Source organism: Bacillus sp. ABA4_010 (genome assembly GCF_056159105.1).
Window position 1 is genome coordinate 2,898,394 of record NZ_JBSWUN010000003.1, and the last position, 20,741, is coordinate 2,919,134.

19 protein-coding genes are annotated in these 20,741 nt (G+C 40.5%); 10 read left to right on the forward strand and 9 right to left on the reverse strand.

All coding sequences use genetic code 11. The features are described from left to right. Window positions 1-144: 144 nt before the first annotated feature. Window positions 145-858: a FadR/GntR family transcriptional regulator gene (locus tag ACXAEO_RS15575; RefSeq protein ID WP_474882738.1), complete on the reverse strand. Its 714-nt coding sequence runs from the start codon at window positions 856-858 to the stop codon at window positions 145-147. Window positions 859-1,270: 412 nt separating this feature from the next. On the opposite strand from ACXAEO_RS15575, the gene ACXAEO_RS15580 reads away from it, so the two are divergent. Both ACXAEO_RS15580 and putP read left to right on the forward strand, forming a co-directional pair. Next, the gene (locus ACXAEO_RS15580) at window positions 1,271-2,185 is read left to right on the forward strand and encodes a proline dehydrogenase family protein (protein ID WP_474882741.1); all 915 of its coding nucleotides are present in this window, start codon (window positions 1,271-1,273) and stop codon (window positions 2,183-2,185) included. Window positions 2,186-2,461: 276 nt separating this feature from the next. Next, window positions 2,462-3,925, forward strand: a complete 1,464-nt coding sequence (gene putP, locus ACXAEO_RS15585; RefSeq protein ID WP_474882743.1) for a sodium/proline symporter PutP — start codon at window positions 2,462-2,464, stop codon at window positions 3,923-3,925. Window positions 3,926-4,012: 87 nt separating this feature from the next. Here the strand turns inward: putP and ACXAEO_RS15590 are convergent, their stop codons facing one another. Beyond that, window positions 4,013-5,704, reverse strand: coding sequence for a sigma-54 interaction domain-containing protein (locus tag ACXAEO_RS15590; protein ID WP_474882746.1), 1,692 nt, complete (start codon window positions 5,702-5,704; stop codon window positions 4,013-4,015). Window positions 5,705-6,106: 402 nt separating this feature from the next. Here ACXAEO_RS15590 and ACXAEO_RS15595 point away from each other — a divergent pair, with 402 nt between their 5' ends. Beyond that, window positions 6,107-7,876: a B12-binding domain-containing radical SAM protein gene (locus ACXAEO_RS15595; RefSeq protein WP_474882749.1), complete on the forward strand. Its 1,770-nt coding sequence runs from the start codon at window positions 6,107-6,109 to the stop codon at window positions 7,874-7,876. An 85-nt stretch (window positions 7,877-7,961) separates the two neighbouring features. On the opposite strand, the gene ACXAEO_RS15600 is transcribed toward ACXAEO_RS15595, so the two are convergent. Together ACXAEO_RS15600 and ACXAEO_RS15605 are read right to left on the reverse strand one after the other, a co-directional pair. Further along, entirely contained in the window at window positions 7,962-8,153 is a 192-nt protein-coding gene (locus ACXAEO_RS15600) for a hypothetical protein (RefSeq protein WP_474882752.1), read from the reverse strand. Next, on the reverse strand, window positions 8,153-8,323 hold the full coding sequence (locus ACXAEO_RS15605) for a hypothetical protein (RefSeq protein WP_474882754.1): 171 nt from the start codon (window positions 8,321-8,323) through the stop codon (window positions 8,153-8,155). The genes ACXAEO_RS15600 and ACXAEO_RS15605 overlap by 1 nt, the downstream gene beginning before the upstream one ends. Before the next feature lie 181 nt (window positions 8,324-8,504). Between ACXAEO_RS15605 and ACXAEO_RS15610 the strand changes: the two genes are divergently transcribed. After that, window positions 8,505-8,849, forward strand: coding sequence for a DUF3905 domain-containing protein (locus ACXAEO_RS15610; RefSeq protein ID WP_474882756.1), 345 nt, complete (start codon window positions 8,505-8,507; stop codon window positions 8,847-8,849). A 72-nt stretch (window positions 8,850-8,921) separates the two neighbouring features. Here the strand turns inward: ACXAEO_RS15610 and ACXAEO_RS15615 are convergent, their stop codons facing one another. After that, window positions 8,922-10,283, reverse strand: coding sequence for a TrkH family potassium uptake protein (locus tag ACXAEO_RS15615; RefSeq protein WP_474882758.1), 1,362 nt, complete (start codon window positions 10,281-10,283; stop codon window positions 8,922-8,924). Window positions 10,284-10,452: 169 nt separating this feature from the next. Here ACXAEO_RS15615 and ACXAEO_RS15620 point away from each other — a divergent pair, with 169 nt between their 5' ends. From ACXAEO_RS15620 to ACXAEO_RS15630, 3 genes are all read left to right on the forward strand, one after another. Next, window positions 10,453-11,592, forward strand: a complete 1,140-nt coding sequence (locus ACXAEO_RS15620; RefSeq protein ID WP_474882761.1) for a CdaR family transcriptional regulator — start codon at window positions 10,453-10,455, stop codon at window positions 11,590-11,592. A gap of 75 nt (window positions 11,593-11,667) precedes the next feature. Beyond that, window positions 11,668-13,080, forward strand: coding sequence for a glycolate oxidase subunit GlcD (gene glcD, locus ACXAEO_RS15625; RefSeq protein WP_474882763.1), 1,413 nt, complete (start codon window positions 11,668-11,670; stop codon window positions 13,078-13,080). Beyond that, window positions 13,077-14,411, forward strand: a complete 1,335-nt coding sequence (locus tag ACXAEO_RS15630; RefSeq protein ID WP_474882765.1) for a (Fe-S)-binding protein — start codon at window positions 13,077-13,079, stop codon at window positions 14,409-14,411. The genes glcD and ACXAEO_RS15630 overlap by 4 nt, the downstream gene beginning before the upstream one ends. Window positions 14,412-14,533: 122 nt before the next feature. Here the strand turns inward: ACXAEO_RS15630 and ACXAEO_RS15635 are convergent, their stop codons facing one another. From ACXAEO_RS15635 to phaR, 4 genes are all read right to left on the reverse strand, one after another. Continuing rightward, window positions 14,534-15,754 (reverse strand): NAD(P)/FAD-dependent oxidoreductase, encoded by a 1,221-nt coding sequence (locus ACXAEO_RS15635; RefSeq protein WP_474882767.1) that lies wholly within the window; start codon window positions 15,752-15,754, stop codon window positions 14,534-14,536. 175 nt (window positions 15,755-15,929) lie between these two features. Further along, entirely contained in the window at window positions 15,930-17,018 is a 1,089-nt protein-coding gene (gene phaC / locus ACXAEO_RS15640; RefSeq protein ID WP_474882770.1) for a class III poly(R)-hydroxyalkanoic acid synthase subunit PhaC, read from the reverse strand. Window positions 17,019-17,209: 191 nt separating this feature from the next. Beyond that, window positions 17,210-17,953, reverse strand: a complete 744-nt coding sequence (phbB, locus tag ACXAEO_RS15645; protein ID WP_474882772.1) for an acetoacetyl-CoA reductase — start codon at window positions 17,951-17,953, stop codon at window positions 17,210-17,212. Window positions 17,954-18,034: 81 nt separating this feature from the next. After that, the gene (phaR, locus tag ACXAEO_RS15650; RefSeq protein ID WP_474882775.1) at window positions 18,035-18,664 is read right to left on the reverse strand and encodes a polyhydroxyalkanoic acid synthase subunit PhaR; all 630 of its coding nucleotides are present in this window, start codon (window positions 18,662-18,664) and stop codon (window positions 18,035-18,037) included. A gap of 366 nt (window positions 18,665-19,030) precedes the next feature. On the opposite strand from phaR, the gene phaQ reads away from it, so the two are divergent. The 3 genes from phaQ to ACXAEO_RS15665 all read left to right on the forward strand — a co-directional run bounded on the left by phaQ (window position 19,031) and on the right by ACXAEO_RS15665 (window position 20,637). After that, window positions 19,031-19,468, forward strand: coding sequence for a poly-beta-hydroxybutyrate-responsive repressor (gene phaQ, locus ACXAEO_RS15655; RefSeq protein ID WP_474882777.1), 438 nt, complete (start codon window positions 19,031-19,033; stop codon window positions 19,466-19,468). Window positions 19,469-19,636: 168 nt separating this feature from the next. After that, on the forward strand, window positions 19,637-20,149 hold the full coding sequence (gene phaP / locus ACXAEO_RS15660) for a polyhydroxyalkanoic acid inclusion protein PhaP (protein ID WP_474882779.1): 513 nt from the start codon (window positions 19,637-19,639) through the stop codon (window positions 20,147-20,149). Between the two features lie 290 nt (window positions 20,150-20,439). After that, on the forward strand, window positions 20,440-20,637 hold the full coding sequence (locus tag ACXAEO_RS15665) for a small, acid-soluble spore protein, alpha/beta type (RefSeq protein ID WP_474882781.1): 198 nt from the start codon (window positions 20,440-20,442) through the stop codon (window positions 20,635-20,637). Window positions 20,638-20,741 lie beyond the last annotated feature (104 nt).

Here is a 20,741-nt window from a genome sequence, read left to right on the forward strand (position 1 = left end):
TGCACGTCAACTACAAGAACTCTTTCACATTACCCTTTACTTTCCCGCATTTCTGATAATTTAACCTATATTGCGTTAAGCTACACGAAACGCTCACCCCGTCCCGTAAAAAGTCTGAAAGCTATGCACAGCTTCAGATTTCCTTTAACGGTTGATATATTTCACTAAAACGTTCTCAACAGATGTCAAATGCTTCAGCATCAAGTCCTGCGCCTTGATCGCATCTTGTGCGACAATGGCTTCATATATTTGCATATGTTCTTGATGTAATCGATCCGACGTCGTTTGCTCAGAATAAAGCCAAAGTCGTCTCGTTTCTTTCATCGTCTCAAGCATCATCTCCGACACGTTGTTCATCAGATTAACGAGAAGAGGATTTTGAGAAGCCGCTGCAATGGACATATGAAAATCAAAATCCGCTTTCTCCCCAAGCTCCTCATTCCCGCTAGCCGCTTTCATTTGCTCCAACGCTATTTTCATGCTCTGTAAGTCATCCATCGTTCGCTTAACGGCAGCAGCCCCGACTGTCCCGACTTCCAACACCTTTCTCACTTCAAGTAAATAACTAATATCTTCTTTCTTCATTAGCACGGCTGCCGTAACAGGAAGAGAAATAAAATCAGGGTCAAACTGCCTTACATATGTTCCTTCCCCTTGTTTCATCTCCACAAGTCCCATCGCCCGCAACGCACTTAACGCCTCACGAATAGCTGAACGTCCGACTTGAAAATTTTCAGCCAACTGCTGCACCGAATCGAGTTTATCTCCAGGCTGCAGATCGCCTCCTTTAATCATGCTCAAAAGGGCATCAGCGACCTCTTCATATATCTTCTTCGGTTTAATTTGTCTATATGTCAAAAACCTTCACCTCTAAACTGACTTCTTCCTATTAGTATACGCTTTATTATAGCAATACGTCTTCGTGCAATTCCACAAAAGGCCATCCGCCTTTTCTAAAAATACCTTCTTTCGTGTACCCGTATGATGGTGAAAGATTGACGGAACAGAACCCCTCGATTCTCACCCCCTCTGACTTTTGAACACTTTTGTTCAAAAATCTACTCAAAATATAAAACGAACAAAAAATTAACAAGTTTGTTCAAAAAATGATTTACAAAATTGTATGAACATTACTATAATTAAAGTAAGGACGATGAAAGAACGATTGCCATCTATGCCCCATTTTCTTTCTCGTTGAAACTAAAAATGTAAGCGCTAACTATAAATCTTTCTAAAAGTTCATAAATCAAATTTAAGGAGGCTGTTATCAATGGAACTGTTAATGCGAAACATGTTTCAAGCCTTAGGGAAAAATCCGTCAGCTAATAAACTGGCGAAAAAATACGGTTTACAATTTGGGGCAGGCCGCTTCGTTGCTGGAGAAACAATTGAAAAAGCCATTCACGCGGTTCAAGAATTAAATAATGCTGGGAAAGTCGTCACACTCGATCACCTCGGTGAATTCGTTTTTACAGAAGAAGAAGCAAATGAATCTGCTTCAATGTGCATTCAAACGCTCGATGCAATAGCCGAGTCTGGTGTTCAATCCAATCTTTCACTGAAAATGACGTCTTTAGGCTTAGATATTAGCAAGGAGTTGTGTATGCGAAACATGCGCAGAATTTTAGACCGCGCTAAAATGCACAACAACTTCGTCCGTATCGATATGGAAGATTATGCTCATTGTCAAATTTCCTTAGATATTTACCGTGAGTTGCGACAAGAGTATGACAATGTCGGCATCGTCATTCAAGCATATTTATACCGGACTGAACAAGACATGAAAGATTTAGATAAAGACCAAGCAAACCTTCGCCTCGTTAAAGGTGCTTACAAAGAGTGCGAAACCGTAGCGTTCCCTGAAAAGAAAAATGTAGATGAAAATTACAAAAAAATCATTCAAACACATCTGTTAAACGGGCATTATACAGCGGTCGCCAGTCATGATGAGCAAATCATCGAGTATACAAAACGCATTGTAGAAGAACACAACATTCCCAATGATCAATTTGAATTTCAAATGTTGTATGGCATTTGTGTCGAACTTCAAGACAAGCTTGTCCAAGAAGGATATAAAGTTCGTGTTTACGTACCGTACGGCATAGACTGGTTCGGTTATTTCATGCGACGTCTTGCTGAAAGACCAGCGAACGTTTGGTTTGTGTTAAAAAACTTATTTAAATAAGTCATTCAAAACGGTTACTATCGCCAAACATTTCGTTCACTGCTTCATTTATCTGCTGTAAGCAGGAGGTACCCCATTCTTTCTCCTGCTGCAGCCGTTTCACCCGTTTTCTCCCCTCTTCATCAGCACTCCAAACAAAAATGGCCAGGTGCTTGATGAATACGAAAAATGTAATCGCTTTCTACTTTTAGTGCATCGCAAAATATATCGCTTTCTTCTTCAAAATAAGCTACAATATTACTTTCGTAGACAACGATATAAAAGGGGGATTTACCAATGGATTTACAACTTCTTATTTCCATTGCCGTCTATATGATTGGGATGCTGTTCATTGGGTACTATGCCTATAAACGCACATCCAATCTTGCCGACTATATGCTTGGTGGAAGGACGCTCGGACCAGCTGTCACAGCCCTCAGCGCAGGAGCTTCCGACATGAGTGGTTGGCTGTTGATGGGACTGCCTGGAGCGATGTTCGCTCAAGGTCTTAGTGCTTCTTGGATTGCCATCGGCCTCACAATCGGAGCGTATGCAAACTGGCTTTATGTAGCTCCTCGATTACGTGCCTATTCTGAAATGGCGAACAATTCCATTACCATTCCAGCATTTTTAGAAAATCGGTTTGGTGATCAATCGAATTTGCTCCGACTAGTATCCGGTATTGTTATTATTATCTTTTTTACCTTCTATGTTTCTTCTGGAATGGTATCTGGCGGCATTTTATTTGAGAACACATTCAACCTTGATTATAAAGTCGGCCTCTGGGTTGTCGTAGCTGTTGTAGTCTCCTACACACTCTTTGGCGGTTTCCTTGCTGTAAGCTGGACTGATTTCATTCAAGGATTGATCATGTTTATTGCCCTTATTCTTGTTCCCGTTGTCACCATCATGCATGTCGGTGGAATGGGCGCAGCTGTAGGTGAGATTCAAGCAATTGATCCCAAGCTTTTTGATATTTTTAAAGGAACAAGCTTTCTCGGCATTGTCTCTTTATTTGCATGGGGACTTGGTTACTTTGGACAACCTCACATCGTTGTCCGCTTTATGGCCATCTCTTCTGTAAAAGAAATTAAAAAAGCACGCCATATTGGAATGGGTTGGATGATTTTTTCCATCATCGGCGCCATGTTGACAGGTTTAATTGGCATTGCCTACTATTCTCAAAACGGTTTAACACTTGATAATCCGGAAACGGTGTTCATTGAATTAGGGGAAATTTTATTCCATCCGATTATTACCGGCTTTTTATTAGCAGCCATCCTTGCGGCGATTATGAGTACCATTTCTTCGCAGCTTCTCGTCACTTCCAGTTCATTGACAGAAGATTTGTACAAAACCTTTTTCCGCCGTTCGGCTACTGATAAAGAACTGGTCTTAATTGGTCGCCTTTCTGTCTTAGTTGTATCCATCGTGGCGGTCTTCATTGCTTATAATCCAAGCGGAAACATTTTGAAGCTCGTTGGCTATGCATGGGCAGGGTTCGGTGCTTCTTTCGGTCCTGTTATTTTGTTAAGTTTGTACTGGAAGCGAATGAATGCTTGGGGCGCACTAGCAGGAATGTTAGCAGGCGCCGCTACTGTTATCCTTTGGACACAGTTTGATGTATTAAAAAATAATATGTATGAAATTATCCCTGGATTTATCGTCAGCTTGATAGCAGTCTATATCGTCAGTCTATTAACACCAGCTCCATCCAAAAAAACACTAGAACAATTTGATACTTATAAGCAATCAGCATAAGAAGAAAGCCTCCCTATCCGATTAGGGAGGCTTTCTTCATACTATGATATAAATCATTTGAGCGAATATCCTACTCTCTATCTACAACTATGTTTGTTTATGTACTTTCAACTTATTATAAAGAGTTCCTCTCGAAATTCCGAGCAACTTAGCGGCGGCGCTTTTATTGCCATACGTTTTTTCCAACGCCTCTTCAATCGTTAGTCCTTCTTCTGTTGCTGCTTCATTGTCATGTTTTATAGACTTTGGCAGAGTGCGCTTTTGAGTCAACGTTTGGGCAAGTATGTTTTCAGGCAGATGTTCCATTGTCACGATATCCCCTTCATTTAAAAGGATTAAGCGCTCTGCCACATTTCGCAGTTCCCGCACATTTCCCGGCCACGCATAGTTTTGTAAAACGTCTTTTGCTTCCGCGCTCAACTGAGGCATCGATTTTCGATATTTAACGGCCAACTCCTGCAAAAACGTATCAACAAGACCTTCAATGTCCTCTTTTCGCTCACGTAACGGCGGAATGTCAATTTTAATGACTGTCAAATAGTAGTAAAGGTCTTTATGAAATCGCCCATCCTCAACCATTTCTTCAATGGCAGGTGACGCCGATGCGATAATACGTGTTCTGGCATTAACAAGCTCCATCCCTCCTACCCGATAAAAAGACTGACTCTCAAGATAGTTTAAAAACTTCACTTGGATATCAAACGGCATTTGATCAATATCGGCAATGAACAAAGTCCCTTCCTGCGCTTGCTCAATTTTACCTGCCTGCCCTTCCGATTCTTCCTCTGTAAAAGAACCGCTTTGATAGCCGAATAACTCAGCTTCCAACAGGCCGGACGGAACAACAGAACAATTCACCGAAATGAAGGGGCCATTTCCTCTTGGACCGCCGTAATGAATCGCCTGAGCCAGCATTTCTTTTCCAGACCCTGGCTCTCCTGCTAGCAATACCGAAATGTCAGCATAAGCCGTTTTTTGCGCAATTTTTACCGCTTGTTTAATTTGTGGACTCTCGCCAATTAACGAAGAAAAAGGACGGTCTTGATGAATAAGAAGCGGAGTTGATGCATCAATTTCTTCGTTTAATCGAACAATTTGAGTAATATCATGCTCTGTTGCCACACCTCCAATAATCATATTATCTTGAATAATGGGAGATGCATTAATTAACACATGCATCTCATTGGCCGGATGGTGATATTCCCCTCGAATAGGTCTTCCTTCGTTAAGAATGCGATGAAGCATAATTGATTCAACAGAGAAATGCTCACCAATCTTTCGACCGATGATTTCTTCATTTTTAATTCCATATGTTCGTTCTGCAGCCGAATTCCAGCAAATCACACGCCCGTCCTCGTCGACCGCCGTAACCGCATCATTGACCGTTTCAGCAAGTGTTTCAAAATAGGCGGTCAGCCGTTTAGCATCTGTATGCAGTCTTTTAATCCATATATTGGCGGTGACAACCCCAATAATTTCATTCGTTTCATTTTCAATGAGAACCGGTCGTCTCCAATCAGTTTCTTCTTCAAGTAATTGTCGTTCTGTGAAAACAGGCGATGGAAGCCACTGCGTTTTGTCAAGCCATTTGTCAGCCGTCATATTCTCATCTTCTTCTGCAATTAACGAGCTTTCATAATTCGCCACCACATAACTCGTCTGTCCGCCAATGACAACAAAACTATACTCCAACAGCTTTCTCTTAACCTCGAGCAGGGAGACATCTCGTTCCATCAAAATAAAGGAATGATCCATATGGATTTGTTCAACTTCCTTCATCCTAACTCCCCCCCTTTTACATCATTTGTTTACTACTACTGTAGCATGTTTAGATTCCATTATCTATTATACCGCATTCTTTCAAAAGTTCCGGGTGACTCCCACATTACAGAAGGGATTTTCTTACATATTCACCTAGTTATTTTATGCTCCGCTCTTTTTATTCAGAAAAAGCCGCAGGTTGAATTTTACTAAGCGACTTTGGCGAAAATGTGATAAAATAGTGTTTTGTGCTGAGCTTCTAACTCCATTGATAACATGGAAAAAACTGAGTATTTCTTTCTCGAATGCTTGGTTCATGATGTGCACAATGAACCAAGACATTGCTTAAAAGCGATAAAAAATTCACTCGCATTTAAATATACGTAAAAGCCTAGAGAAAAAGGAGTTTTGACTAACAAAATGAACATTATTTGCGCAACGTTGAACGCAAAATACATTCATACTAACTTAGCTATTCGCTGCTTAAAAGCTTATGCTGCGCCTGAATACGATGTCCAATTAGCGGAATATACGATTAAAGACCCTTCTTTGAACATCGTCACAGACCTTTATAATAAAAAGCCGGATGTATTAGGATTTAGCTGTTATATTTGGAACATCGAAGAAACAATTAAAGTTATTAAAATGATTAAAAAAATTAAACCGGATATTAAAATTGTACTAGGTGGACCTGAAGTAACCTATGACGTAAGCGATTGGCTTGACATCATTCCGGAAGCAGACTTCTTTATCATTGGAGAAGGAGAAATTACATTCAAGCATCTATTGGATGAACTGAGCGGTAATGGCAACTTTGAAGATATTAGCGGCCTGGCCTTCCGAAAAAATGGCAAAAAAATTATCAGTGCCCAACGAAACAAACTTGACCTAAAACAAATGCCGTCTCCGTACCGTTTTGAGGAGGATATTCCTCATCTATCCAAACGTGTAGTATATATCGAAACAAGTCGTGGCTGTCCATTCAGCTGTCAATTCTGCTTATCCTCGATTGAAGTTGGAGTTCGTTACTTTGATCGTGAGAAAATTAAAGATGACATTCGCTACTTAATGGCGAATGGAGCCCGTACAATTAAATTCGTTGATCGCACTTTCAATATTAGCCGAAGCTATGCTATGGAAATGTTCCAATTCTTAATTGATGAGCACGTTCCAGGTGTTGTGTTCCAGTTTGAGATTACAGCCGATATTATGCGTCCAGAAGTCATCCAATTTTTGAATGACAACGCTCCAGCCGGCTTATTCCGCTTTGAAATTGGCGTCCAATCAACAAATGACGCAGTAAATGAACTTGTTATGCGCAAACAAAATTTCCAAAAGCTTACTCGAACCGTCACGATGGTTAAAGAAGGCAAAAAAATCGATCAGCATCTCGACTTAATTGCAGGTCTTCCTGAAGAAGATTATGATTCATTCAAAAAAACATTTAATGATGTATTTGCCCTTCGTCCTGAAGAACTGCAGCTTGGCTTTTTGAAAATGTTGCGCGGAACAGGTGTCCGTTTGCGTGCTGACCACCATCAATATGTATACATGGATCATGCGCCATATGAAATTTTAAGCAATAATGTTCTCTCTTTTGAGGAAATCATCCGCATTAAACAAGTAGAAGACATTTTGGAAAAATATTGGAATGATCATCGCACGGATGAAACGATTGAGTACCTTGTTTCTCACGTGTATGAAACACCATTTGACTTTTTCCAAAACTTCGGGACATATTGGGATGAAGCCGGATGGGCTCGCATTGGGCATCAGCTGGAAGATTTATTCCGCCGTCTGAAGGAATACTTATTAGTGGAGAACTTCAAGGAACAAGATATTATTGAAGGATTTATGAAAATTGATTATTTACAGAATCAAAAGTATAAGCCTCGTAAGCCTTGGTGGGATGATACGATGCAAAAACAAGTTCGTTCTCACTATTATAAACAAATTTTAGCAGAACCTACTTTATTAGGAACGGCGTTTATGAACGAAGAACTACACGAAAAAGATATGTACAAACATACCGTACTCGAATTCCTTCCATTTGATTATGGTCACTATAAACAAACAGGAAATATTGTTCGGAAAGAATCATTAATGCTTGTATACTTCGATCCGAAAGAAATGAAAACAAAAGTTTATACAAAGCCACTCGAAGCCTTTAAGCTTCCAATGGCTAACTAACCAAATCAAAAACCTCAGAGCCCTATCAGCTCTGAGGCTTTTTTCATGCTGTAGCTTACAGATTTCTTCTCACTACGAGAACTACTTATTTAAGCGTCGCTTTTTGATTCTTCTTTTGATGCGAAGAAGCTTCTGCTTTCGCCTCATACATTTTGCTTGCATTTGTATGACCAAGCTCATGACCAAACTCTTCTTGCAGTAGTTGTTTCGTCTCTGCTTTTTCAGACATGAGACTGCCGTTTGCTTTACGCAATTTTTTCATTTCTTTTTTATTCATTAGCGACCGCCTGCCATTTTGCCTTTTTGGCCATGTTTGGAGTTACGATTAGCCGCTTTAAAATTATCTTCCCGACTGTATTCTACTGAAAATTCCGTATCCGGAAGGCTTTCAGTCGGTGTGAAGTTATTTTTCTTTGCTGCATCATGTGCCACTTTTCGTTTTGCCATCGTGACCATCTCCTCCATACTAAACTAGAGCATCACTGCTCATTCATTAGTATGGAGCGAATCGAGCAAGAAATTCACTGAAAAAATTAACTTCCCTGCCTTCATTTTTCTGTTCTCTATAAGGAAAACAAGCAACTTTCCCTCTTCACCAGGCCATACTAACAAAAAGGAGGGAAGTCATGTGAAAAAGAAACCATCCTTACCATCTCCTATGATTGATGACACTATGCCGCATCAAGCATCTGCTCCTTCTTTTAAAGGAAGTGGGATTTCCATCCCAAAACCATTTAGAAATTCACACGGTGTGGTGATTGGTGACAGCTTGTATAACTCAACACAATCACCGCTCAATCATTGGAGTGACGACGTTGATCCTGCCATAATGGCTGGTGAAGAATGGGTTCATCCAACTAACGACATCGGTTGGAACACAAGCGAAAATCGGGACCTTATCGAACGTCAAAAAGCACCGGCACATACTCCATTCACCCATCCAGATAAAGATGTAAGCCAGGGAACAGATTGATTACTGTATAAAAGAAAGACCCATCAAGCCATCCTTGTCGCAGCGGATGTTCCGAACGGGTCTTTCTTTTTGTTAACCGATAATAATTCGTTCTTTCGGATAGTGGTACTTTGGCTCAGTTTTCGGTCTTCCAATCATAAAGATAAACGGCAAAATCCCAATTCTCCCAATAAACATAAGGACGATAATTAGCAATTTCCCTGGTGTACTTAATTGAGGTGTAATCCCTGCTGTCAGACCGTTTGTTCCGAACGCAGAGCATACTTCAAATACAATTTCTGTAAGCGAAAACGGCTCAATGACCATCAGTATAAGGGTAGCCCCGGCACAAATAAAAATCGCCATGAAACTGACAACAACGGATTTAGCTACATCATCTTCATGAATTTCACGATTAAATACCCGAATATGCTTTCTGCCTCTTGCAAAATGAAGAACAAACAAAATGTTTAGCGCAAATGTTGTCGTGCGAATCCCGCCTCCAACGGAGCTTGGCGAAGCACCGATAAACATGAGCATCGATAAAACAAGCAAAGTCGCTTCCGTGAACTCATTAACATTCATCGTGGCAAGCCCTGCACTCCTTGTTGTCGCCGATTGGAAAAAAGCATAAAAGAACGACTCATGCCAGCTTTTCCCCGCAAAGTAATGCTGACTCTCCAGCAGTAAAATAATGGCGGTTCCCCCGATTAGCAACCCTATGTACATGACTGTCGTTAATTTCGTGAACAACGAAAAACGAAAACGCTTCTTTTTGTTAAAATGGACGAAAAATTGTTTAACTTCAATTAAAACTGGAAAACCAATAGCCCCTAATGTAATTAATAAAATATTGACCGTTTGTACAAAATAGTCCTTCGCATACGGAGCGAGCGATGACCCGGTAATATCAAATCCAGCATTGGTCGTGGCACTAATGGATGCAAAAAATCCGTGTAAAAATGCTTCTTTCCAGCTTGAATAATATTGCAAAAAATACGTTCCTAAGGCTACCGTTCCAATTAGTTCGATAACTAAAATAATGAGAAGAATGTGCCTCATTAAATTGACTAAACCGGATAAGCTCGACTGATTTTGATCAATCATGATCAATTGCCGCTCTTTTAACCCAATCTTTTTTCCCATTACAAGCCACACGAATGTACTTAACGTCATGACGCCGATGCCTCCGATTTGAAAAACGAAAGCTAAAATGAATACACCCGGCACACTGAACGTATCGGCGGTGGAAACGGGCGTCAATCCCGTTACACTAACTGCACTCACTGCCACAAATAAAATGTCGATTATTTTGAACTCCACGCCAGGCTTATGAGCAATTGGCAAACTAAGGAGCAAAAAAGAAATCGTGACGGCCGCAAGATAAAACAGAACAATGTATTGGGCTGATGACAAATTTTTCAGCCGTGATTTTAAACTTCTACTTCTACCCATACATACTCAACCTCTTCTTTTTCAATAAACACAACTTACTTACACAGTCTTATCACAAATTCCATAAGAATGAAAGGTTTCCTGCATATTTTTTATTTCGTTATAATATGAAGGAGAATCTTTTTGTTTTATCTTACAATTTTATCACAAATGAGATGGGGGTTTTTTCTTGCTTTTGCCTTCTTTAGCGAAAAAAATCATCTATGAAGTAAAAAAACTAATTGATGAAGACATTATTATCGTTCATACAGACGGAACCGTCATGGCAAGTACAGATAAAAAAAGACTGGGGACCTTTCATGAAGGCGCGCTCATCAGCATGACCGAACGCCGGAAAATCATCATTACGAAAAATGATGAACAACGGCTCAAAGGAGTAAAAGCGGGCTTGAACCTCCCCATCTTCTTTTCCCGTGATGTGATTGGTGCCATTGGCATTACAGGTGATCCCGAGCGTATTTTGCCATATGGAGAACTATTGCAAAAGATGACCGAACTGCTTATTCAAGAAAGCTATCATTCCGATCAATTGCAATGGCGTTCCCGTACACTGGAGGCGTTTGTGTTTGATTGGCTTCAACTAAAGGACTGGTCAAAGCCATTCATCGATCGTGCCAATGTACTCAACATTGATTTACATAAAGAACGCCAATTAATTTTAGGCTATTTAAACAAACATCAAACCTTTTTGAATGAGGACATTTGGCAGTTGGTTCACGTCTGGAGCGGTGATCACCAGCAAGATTTATTTGTGCGATGGGGAAATGACCGCTTCCTTATTATCCAGCAAGCACCTATAAATATGCCAAAAGAGACCACGATGCAAAAAGTAAAGCAGCTCAAAATGTTTATTGAGGAAACATGGAACACATCTGTTTCCTTCGGGATTGGTCAGCCCGCAGCAGGACAAGAATTAAAAAAGTCGTATGAACAAGCAGAGCGAGCATTAGCAGTCGCGATGCGGGAAAATAGCATCGTCTTCGATGTCGACTTACGTCTTGATATGTGTTTAGAAGACATCTCCTTATCAACACGCCATGAATTTGTTGAAAGAGTACTGCAGCCGGTCATCGAACAAGAAGAACTTTTACATACTTTCCAAGTGTTTTTTGAGCATAACATGTCGCTGAAACAAACCGCACAAGCACTTCACATTCATATTAATACGCTACATTACCGAATTAAAAAATTAGAGGAATTAACACACTTGAATCTTAAGCACTTCCCAGATGTCGTTAGCCTCTATCTTTCACTTTATTTTTTAGATGATTATCTAAAAATCTCTCGTGAAAACGGATTAAATATGTAGTTTTATCTATATAACTTCTCATTTTCATCCTTTATGATGGATAGTAATAGATGTTGAAAAAAGGATGGGAAATCAATGATCACAGAGACTGTTAAAGCAAAGCTAATAGCCATTGTTGGTTCGGAAAATTACGATGACTCCAAAGCAGGAAGACTTGTATATTCTTATGATGCGACCCCACAATTCCAATCCATGCCAGATGCGGTCATTGCTCCACGCAATACAGAGGAAGTGGCTAAGGTGGTCAGCATATGTAATGAACAGCACATCCCTCTCGTTCCTCGCGGTTCGGGAACCAATCTTTGTGCCGGCACATGTCCGACCGAAGGCGGCATCGTTTTACTATTTAAGCATATGAATCGTATTCTGGAAATTGATGAAGAAAATTTAACCGTAACCGTTCAGCCTGGTGTCATTACACTGGACATGATTAATGCAGTGGAAGAAAAAGGGCTGTTTTATCCTCCAGATCCAAGCTCAATGAAAATTTCCACAATTGGGGGCAACATTAATGAAAATTCCGGCGGTCTTCGCGGCTTAAAATACGGAGTCACACGTGACTATGTTATGGCCCTTCAAATTGTCTTAGCGAATGGTGACATTATCCGTACAGGCGGAAAGCTCGCTAAAGATGTAGCCGGTTATGACTTAACCCGCTTATTTGTTGGTTCTGAAGGCACTCTTGGCATCATTACAGAAGCAACCTTAAAACTTATTCCAATGCCGGAAACGAAAAAAACGATGCTTGCGCTTTATCAAGATATGGACGCTGCCGCTCGTTCCGTCTCTAAAATTATTGCCAGCAAGATTATACCGACTACACTTGAATTTCTCGATCAACCGACTCTTCAAGTTGTCGAAGATTTCGCCAAAATCGGACTTCCGACGAACGTTCAAGCCGTTCTTTTAATCGAGCAAGACGGTCCCGAAGAAGTCGTTGAACGTGATATTGAAAAAATGTCAGAAATTTGCACAACAGAACAGGCTGTTTCCGTTCAAATTGCACGCTCAGAAGAACATGCGATGGCGTTACGAACAGCACGTCGTTCAGCTTTATCCGCGCTGGCACGCTTAAAACCGACCACCATTTTGGAAGATGCGACCGTGCCACGCTCTGAAATTGCGAAAATGGTCCGTGCCATTAACAAAATCGCGGCGAAATACAATGTGACTATTTGTACGTTCGGCCATGCGGGCGACGGGAATCTTCATCCGACTTGTCCGACCGATTCGCGTAATCGAGAGGAAATTGAACGTGTCGAAAAAGCATTTGAAGAAATTTTTGAAAAAGCGGTTGAACTTGGCGGAACGATTACAGGAGAACATGGCGTCGGTGTGATGAAAGCTCCTTATCTTGAATTAAAGCTAGGAATAGAAGGCATCGCTGCTATGAGAGCGATTAAAGTAGCTTTTGATCCTAATAATATTATGAACCCAGGAAAAGTGTTTGCTAAAGAAAGTCGGAAACGTGTGGTGGTGACAACATGACGACAGTAAAAGAGCGCGAAGTCATTCAACTGCAATTTAAAGAACGAATGGACGAAGATCAATTGCTAAACTGTATGCGTTGCGGATTTTGTTTGCCATCATGTCCGACCTATATTGAATCAGGCTATCAAGAATCCCATTCACCGAGAGGACGCATTGCCTTAATGAAGGCGGTTGTCGACGGTTTAATTGAACCAGATGAAGATGTTGAACGTACTTTAGAGCTTTGCCTCGGCTGCCGCGCCTGTGAGCCAGTTTGTCCATCAGGCGTCAAATACGGACATCTTCTGGAAGAAGCACGTGACATTATTAACCAAAACAAAAAGCAGTCCTTGCCTGTAAAAGCGATCCGCAACGTGGTATTCGAGCAGCTCTTCCCTCACCAAAACCGAATGCGGACGTTGACAGGATTAATGGGTGTGTACCAGCGATCTGGCCTGCAAACTTTCGTTCATAAAACAGGACTTATTAACACATTGCCTGATCACTTGGTAGCTATGGAAAAAGTCCTTCCTTCCATTCCAGCAATGAAGGACATGAAAAATCGGCCAAACTACCTCCAAGCGGACGGAGAAGTAAAAAAACGAGTCGCCTTTTTCTCCGGTTGTTTAATGGATACGATGTTTTTACCGACGAATAACGCCACGCTGACCCTGCTCCAAGCAGCCGGCTGTGAAATCGTCATCCCGGAAAATCAAGCATGCTGTGGAGCCCTCCACGGCCACAGCGGGGAGAAAAACGGCGCGAAGGAGCTAGCAAAACGAAATATTCAAGCCTTTGAACAGTTGCACGTCGATTACATCATTACAAATGCAGGAGGTTGCGGTGGATTCTTAATTGAGTATAACCATTTACTAAAAAATGATCCCGTTTGGAAAACACGCGCAGAAGCTTTTGTCAATAAATTAAAAGACTTGTCGAGCATCCTAATCGAACTAGACTTCCATAAACAGCCGCTTCGCTTACCAGCTCAAACCATTACCTACCAAGATTCCTGTCATTTGCGGAATGTAATGCAAACTTCAGGAGAGCCAAGGCATTTATTAAAAGCGATTGAAGGCATTGAATTCCGCGAAATGAAAGGAGCAGACAGTTGCTGTGGATCGGCGGGCATTTACAATGTCGTCGAATCGGAGATGTCGATGCGAATTTTAGATCATAAAATGGAACACGCAAAAGCAACGCATGCCACAACTATCGTAACGGCCAATCCTGGTTGTTTATTGCAAATGAAGCTTGGCATTGAACGAGAAGCGTTGTCAGACAAGATGCGAGCTGTTCATATTGCAGACTTATTGTTGGAAGCCTTACAATTCGCCGCAAAGCCTTAACTCCTTGTTTAAACAAGAGGACCTATCATAAGCATCTAGGGAAAACCAAGATTTCGTGATAGGTCCTTTTCTGTTGATAAAAGTTCACCTATTTAGCTAACTCCGCTTTAGTCTCTCATCGATTACGCTTGGAATAACGGTCGTTCATTCAAATAAATCGCCAATTCTGAATCACTTCCCGTCATTAATTCCTCTTTCAGCATTTTACCGAGCATAGCACTATAAATGAGACCGTTTCCTCCGTAACCAAGTAAAAAACGACAGCGAGGATACTCTTCATACTTCCCGACAACTGGAAGTCCATCATGTGTGCTTCCAAACACCCCTGCCCAAAAGAATTCAGCTTTTATCCCTTCATACTGTGGAAAAAGATTCGTCAGTTCACACAATAAATGATCGCGCTTGGCAATTAACGAGGACTCCATCGTTGCTAAATCATAGCGTGTTTCATCTAAACCACCGATGATAATTCGGCCTTCAACAGTCGTTCTTAAATATAAATAAGGTCGTGCCGTTTCCCAAATTAAAGACTGTTCATGCCATCCAGTAAAATGGGTTGTCGGTGCCGTCACGATTGCAAACGAACTGGCAAGCTTAGCATTGTGGTCCTTTCGAATTGACTGTGTTTCATACCCCGCGGCAAAAATTACTTCTCTAGCCCGGATGTTTCGCTTCGTATTAGTTATAATGTTTACTTCTTCTTCAAGAAATATCTTTCCGGCAACACGTGTATGTTCATATACCCGCAGCCCGTTTGACACTGCTTTTTGCAGCAAACCGTGTGTCAGTTTATATGGATTTACTTCAGCATCACCTTTTGTATAAATCGCCGCAGGTTTTTCAAATCCGTATTGTTGTGTTAGTTGATCTTGTGACCAATATTCTGCCGCAAAGCCATATTTATGCAGATTGGCATATTCTTCTTTTAAAAGTGGCACATCTTTGTCGCAACTTGCCATATACAAACTAGTTCGCTCAATAAAATCCGCATTAATTGGCAACGTGTTTGAAATCGTTTTAATTTCTTCGATAGCCTGTTCACACAACTTATAATGCTGAACACCTGCCTTTTCGCCGAATGAATGAATACAAGACGTTAACGTTTTATCATTCGAAAATTGCAACAATCCTGTATTGGCGCTTGTACTTCCACCTCCAACCTTATGTTGATCAATTAATACAACATCAAGACCACTTTCCACTAAAAAATACGCACTGAAAACACCAGAAATCCCCCCTCCAACTACGAGAACATCACATTGTATATCTTCTTCTAGCATCGGAAACGCCTTTACATGCTTATAAGTATCTGGCCAATATAATCTTCCAGTATGTAAAAACATCCTTCATCCCTCTCATTCTCTCTTTTTTTATCTTCTCCATTCTTTCCCCTCCTTACTAGCGACAAAACATCCTTTAATTGATTGACTTCATATATACGCTAACAGCTTGTAAATAAAAAAAATGTGCAAAAACTGCCTGATGTCCAGCAGTTTTTGCACACTTCGTTTCTATTACTTATTTGGAACGTGGCTCGAGCCAATCTCCAATAGATGGATAGGTCTCTCTGACCGCTTTCGGACCAAATACAACAGATACATGCCCTGTTTGAAGCATTTTAAATTCTTTATCCTGACTAGAAATATTGTCCATTAACGCCTCGACTTGATGAGGCATCGCAATATGATCACGACTTGCCGCAATATTTAAGACATTTGCTCTAATCTTCGATAAATCGACTTTTCGACCACGAATAGTCAATTCACCATGAATTAACTTGTTTTGTTGATAAAAATCACGAATCCATTGGCGATATGCCTCGCCAGGGAATGGAATACCGTCTCCTACCCATTTTTGCATGAGCTTCCAGCTTTCCACAAAACGCTGATTTTCAGAACGATCCACAAGGGTTACATATGGACCATAGAAGTTTGTAATCGGCTTTAACATTTTATTTCCAAAGTCAATCATTTCAGGTGGCACGTTTCCGAGTGTATCAACAACTTTATCCACGTTAAAATAACGCTCATCTAAAAACGACCCGTATAAGCCTGTATCAGAAAAATCGAATGGACTCGTCATGAAAATTAAGTTTTTAATCGGAAGTTCTTCATTTAAAGCAGCAAAAATGGAAGTCATCGTCCCACCCATGCAATAGCCAAGCACCGATAATTCAGAAGCGCCTGATGCTTTTAACACTTTTTTAGCTGCCTTTGGAATGTAATCCATAATATAGTCATCAAGCTTCATGTTTGCATCTTCAAGACCTGGTGTTCCCCAGTCAAGTAAGTATACATCGAATCCACGATCGACTAAATACTCGACTAAACTGTTCCCAGGCGTTAAATCTAAAATATAGGGCTTATTGATTAATGCATACACCATTAAAAGCGGCGTACGGTGAAGTGTATCATTTTTTGGCGTGTAGCGGTAGAGCTGCGCCTTATTCTTTTTCCAAATGACTTCCTTCGGCGATAACCCTACTTCTGGCTCTGCTTCTGCTGTTAAAATTTCAAATGCACGTTTAAACCGGCGTGCTGACTGCTTATATTCTTTCGGCATTGATTGAACCATTTTTTCCCATTCTTGTATAGGTGATACTGCCATGCTCCTTCACAACCTTTCATAAAAGTCACAGTATTGTCCCAAAACTTATACATGTAATTTACACATACATAGAAGTGAAAAAAGTCAGGAAAATACAAGTCGCATATCCGTTGATGCCAATCCCCCTCTTTCAGGGGGGTGGCACCCAAGTTGGACGTTGTACCTGTATAGCGTTGATTTTCCTAACTTAATTACATGTATAATCCGCCGTTGATGTTTAATTGCTGGCCTGTAATGTAAGCTCCATCTTGGCATAAGTACACGACACCGCGAGCAATTTCCTGTGATTGCCCAAAACGGCGCTTTGGAATTTTAGACACAATTTGCTGACGAATATCTTCTGGAATAGCCATAACCATCTCTGTTTCAATGAAACCTGGGCAAATTGCATTCACTGTAACATCCGTTTTAGCCAATTCAAGAGCTAGTGATTTTGTAAATCCGATCATCCCTGCTTTTGCAGCAGAATAGTTCGTTTGTCCGAAACCACCCGCTTGCCCGATAATTGAGGAGATGTTAATAACTCGGCCACCTTCAGATTCAAGTAAATATGTAAGTGAAGCTGTTGTTGTGTTGTATACACTGTTTAAGTTCACATCGATTACCTTTGCCCAATCTTCATGAGAAAGCTTTTTGAATGAACGGTCACGTGTAATCCCCGCATTATTAACAAGAATATCCAGTTGACCGAATGCTTCTTTCGTTTCTTCTACAAGACGTTTTGCTTGATCAGGATATGAAACATCCGCTTGAATCGCGATGCACTCTCCACCGTTTTCTTTAATTTCGTTTACTACTTTTTCCGCTGCTTCAGCACTGCTGTTATAGTTTACTGCTACTTTCACACCGTGAGATGCAAGTTCCTTTGCAATTGTTGCTCCGATTCCTTTTGATCCGCCTGTTACGATTGCTACTTTACCTTGTAATGTTGTCATGACAAATTCCCCTTTGCTTCAGCTAGTAGTTTTTAATATATGATGCTGTATGTTACAGCAAATTCTTCCCTATCCACTTGATTAAGACTGCTTCTGTCCTTTTACTTCTTTTCCAGTTTCTTTTACTGGTTCTTTCGTTTCTTTTGCTGCTGCTTGCTCTTGAAGTTTCAACTGTTCTTGAAACGATTGTTCCAATTGTTTGTTTTGCTGCTGTAACTTTTGTTGAAGTTGTTGTTGTAGCTGCTTTTGAAGCGATGCTTGAAGATCATCTTGGAATTTGGACTGAAATTGCTGTTGCTGTTCAATCGCTTCCAATACTTTATCAAGCTTTCTTTCCAACGATTTAACATCTGTTTTAATCTTCGTTAATTCCCGCTTGTACACAGCACCATTATCTTGGTTATCTTGCCACTCGTCTAAGCGGTCCTCCAATGCTTCTACTTTTTCTTCCACATTGATGACTAAAGAGGCGACATTCGCTACATCATCTTTTGTGGGAATATTGACTTGGTGGAAATAACGGCCCGTTGTTTCATTTAACGCATGCTGATATTGGAGGTTAAGATTGAGCACGTTTCCCATCCATTGAGAAAATTCCTCTTTATTCATGTTTTCGCCAAGTACCTTGCCCCAATAAGACTCTGTCTTATCGTACATTTCCTTCCATGCTAAAAATGGATCAAATACTTTCTGCTGCTCCAAACTTTCCATCTCCTTTCGTTTCATGTAAAAGTGATGGCTTGTGCCTCAACCTGTATCCCTTTTACCATTAAGAAATGATAACAGCAAAGCTCCCATTCACTTTTGTCGATACCAACAGATGTTTCTTCCTGTACTTTTATGCTACTCCCTTATTATAAAAGGGGTTGCGTCTTTAAACAATTCTAAAAATTTAGGAGATTTTGATAAGTTTTGTTGATAGTTGTCGAATTGTTTTAATAATTTGTGAATTTTTTGTAAAGTGGAGAAAACAAATTGACTTATCCTCCATATAGGTGTAAATTACACATAGATAAAAAAAACGGAAATTGAAAATTTTTCCGTACATTCACACAGATAAAAACGGGGGGATCCAACTTGTCAGAAAACCAAAACAAAAATAATGGAAGAGAAACCAATTTGGAGAAAAACATAACTGGTGCTCCCAAAAATTTTATGGTCCCTTTTCTGCTACTGAGTTTGCGCAACTGGAACCTTCATGGGTACAAACTCATCCAGCAACTGATGAGCTTTGGATTCACTTCCGTTGATCAAGGAAACGTTTATCGTACACTGAGACAGCTTGAAAAGGATAATCTAATCAAATCGGAATGGGATACTTCATCAGACGGACCTGCTCGGCGCATTTATTCCATCACAGACACTGGTGAACAGTATTTGAAAGTATGGGCATCATCGCTAGAGCAATACCAAAACATGCTGAATTCTTTTTTCACCATGTATACCGATATGTTTTTTCCATTCAGCTCAACAACCAAACAGCAAAAAGATGACCCAAAAAAAGATCAATCTTAGGGATTTACACAGTCTGTCTGCAGCTGTGTTTCCAATATAAAAATGAAGGCTGCTTAGCGATTTTCGTTGGAATATGGACTGATTTTACATCTAGAAGAACTTTTCTCCATCCTCTCTCTTTTCAACATACGCTTTGCATGGCCAATGAATCTAAGGAGGAATTGTCTAATGTCAGCGGTTAAGTATGATTCTGTAATTGATGCTATGTGGGAACAATGGTCAAAAGGTTTTAACTCTCTTTTGGAAAACAACAAACAAATGGAGCAATGGACTGTAAAGGCCTTAGAACAGCAAAAAGAATTGGTAAGCAAAGCAATGGAGCAAGCTCAACAGGTCGATCACCAATGGAAACTTGAAGTAGAACAACTTCAAGCGAAGGTAAGTGAAAATTTACGCAAAACAGCAGGAAACGTAGTAGCTGACTCTTATGATCAATGGGCAAGCCGTGTCCACGAAGCAATGCAAAAACTTCAACAAGTATCAGTAGAACAAAATAAAGCAAGCTATCATTTTGTTCAACAGGCTCATGAGCAATATCAACAAACAATTGCGCAAGTCATGGAAGAACAACAAAAGGCTCGCGATGAATTCCAACAAGTATCCGACGCTTATGTTGAGCAGTTAAAAGCAGTTCAAAAGTCATTTTTACAATCAATCGAGCAATACTCGCTTGTTAAATAATTATTAAATTGACGCACAGCCAACCGGGCGTTAATCTTATATCTATTTTCTAGTGATATCCTCTTGCAAGCAAGAGGATACCGGTAAATGAAAAAGCAGCTCTTCTTTTTCATCACAGCCAAAAGCCGCACCTTCTACATGAAGATGCGGCTTTTGGCTGTTTAATCGACTCTCCTTCTCTCTTTTCGACACAGTTTAACATGGATTACCAGTATGGATTCCATCGTCTCTGCAATAATATAAATACAGCGAGAAATCGTTGCAACCTCTTTCAAGGAGATGAATACATCATGGCAAGAAACACGAATAAATTACTAGTTCCTGGAGTGGAACAATTTTTAGATCAATATAAATACGAAATTGCTCAAGAATTCGGCGTGACACTTGGTTCTGATACCGCTGCCCGAAGCAATGGCTCTGTAGGTGGAGAAATTACGAAGCGTCTTGTCGCTCAAGCACAAGCTCAATTAAATGGTCATACAAACTAACAAAAAAACCATCAACGGGCATTTTTTCTCCGCTGATGGTTTTTTTATGGCTGTCAACATCCAGGTTAGCTCCCCGCCTTCTCGCTTAATGACCGTGTAGTGAC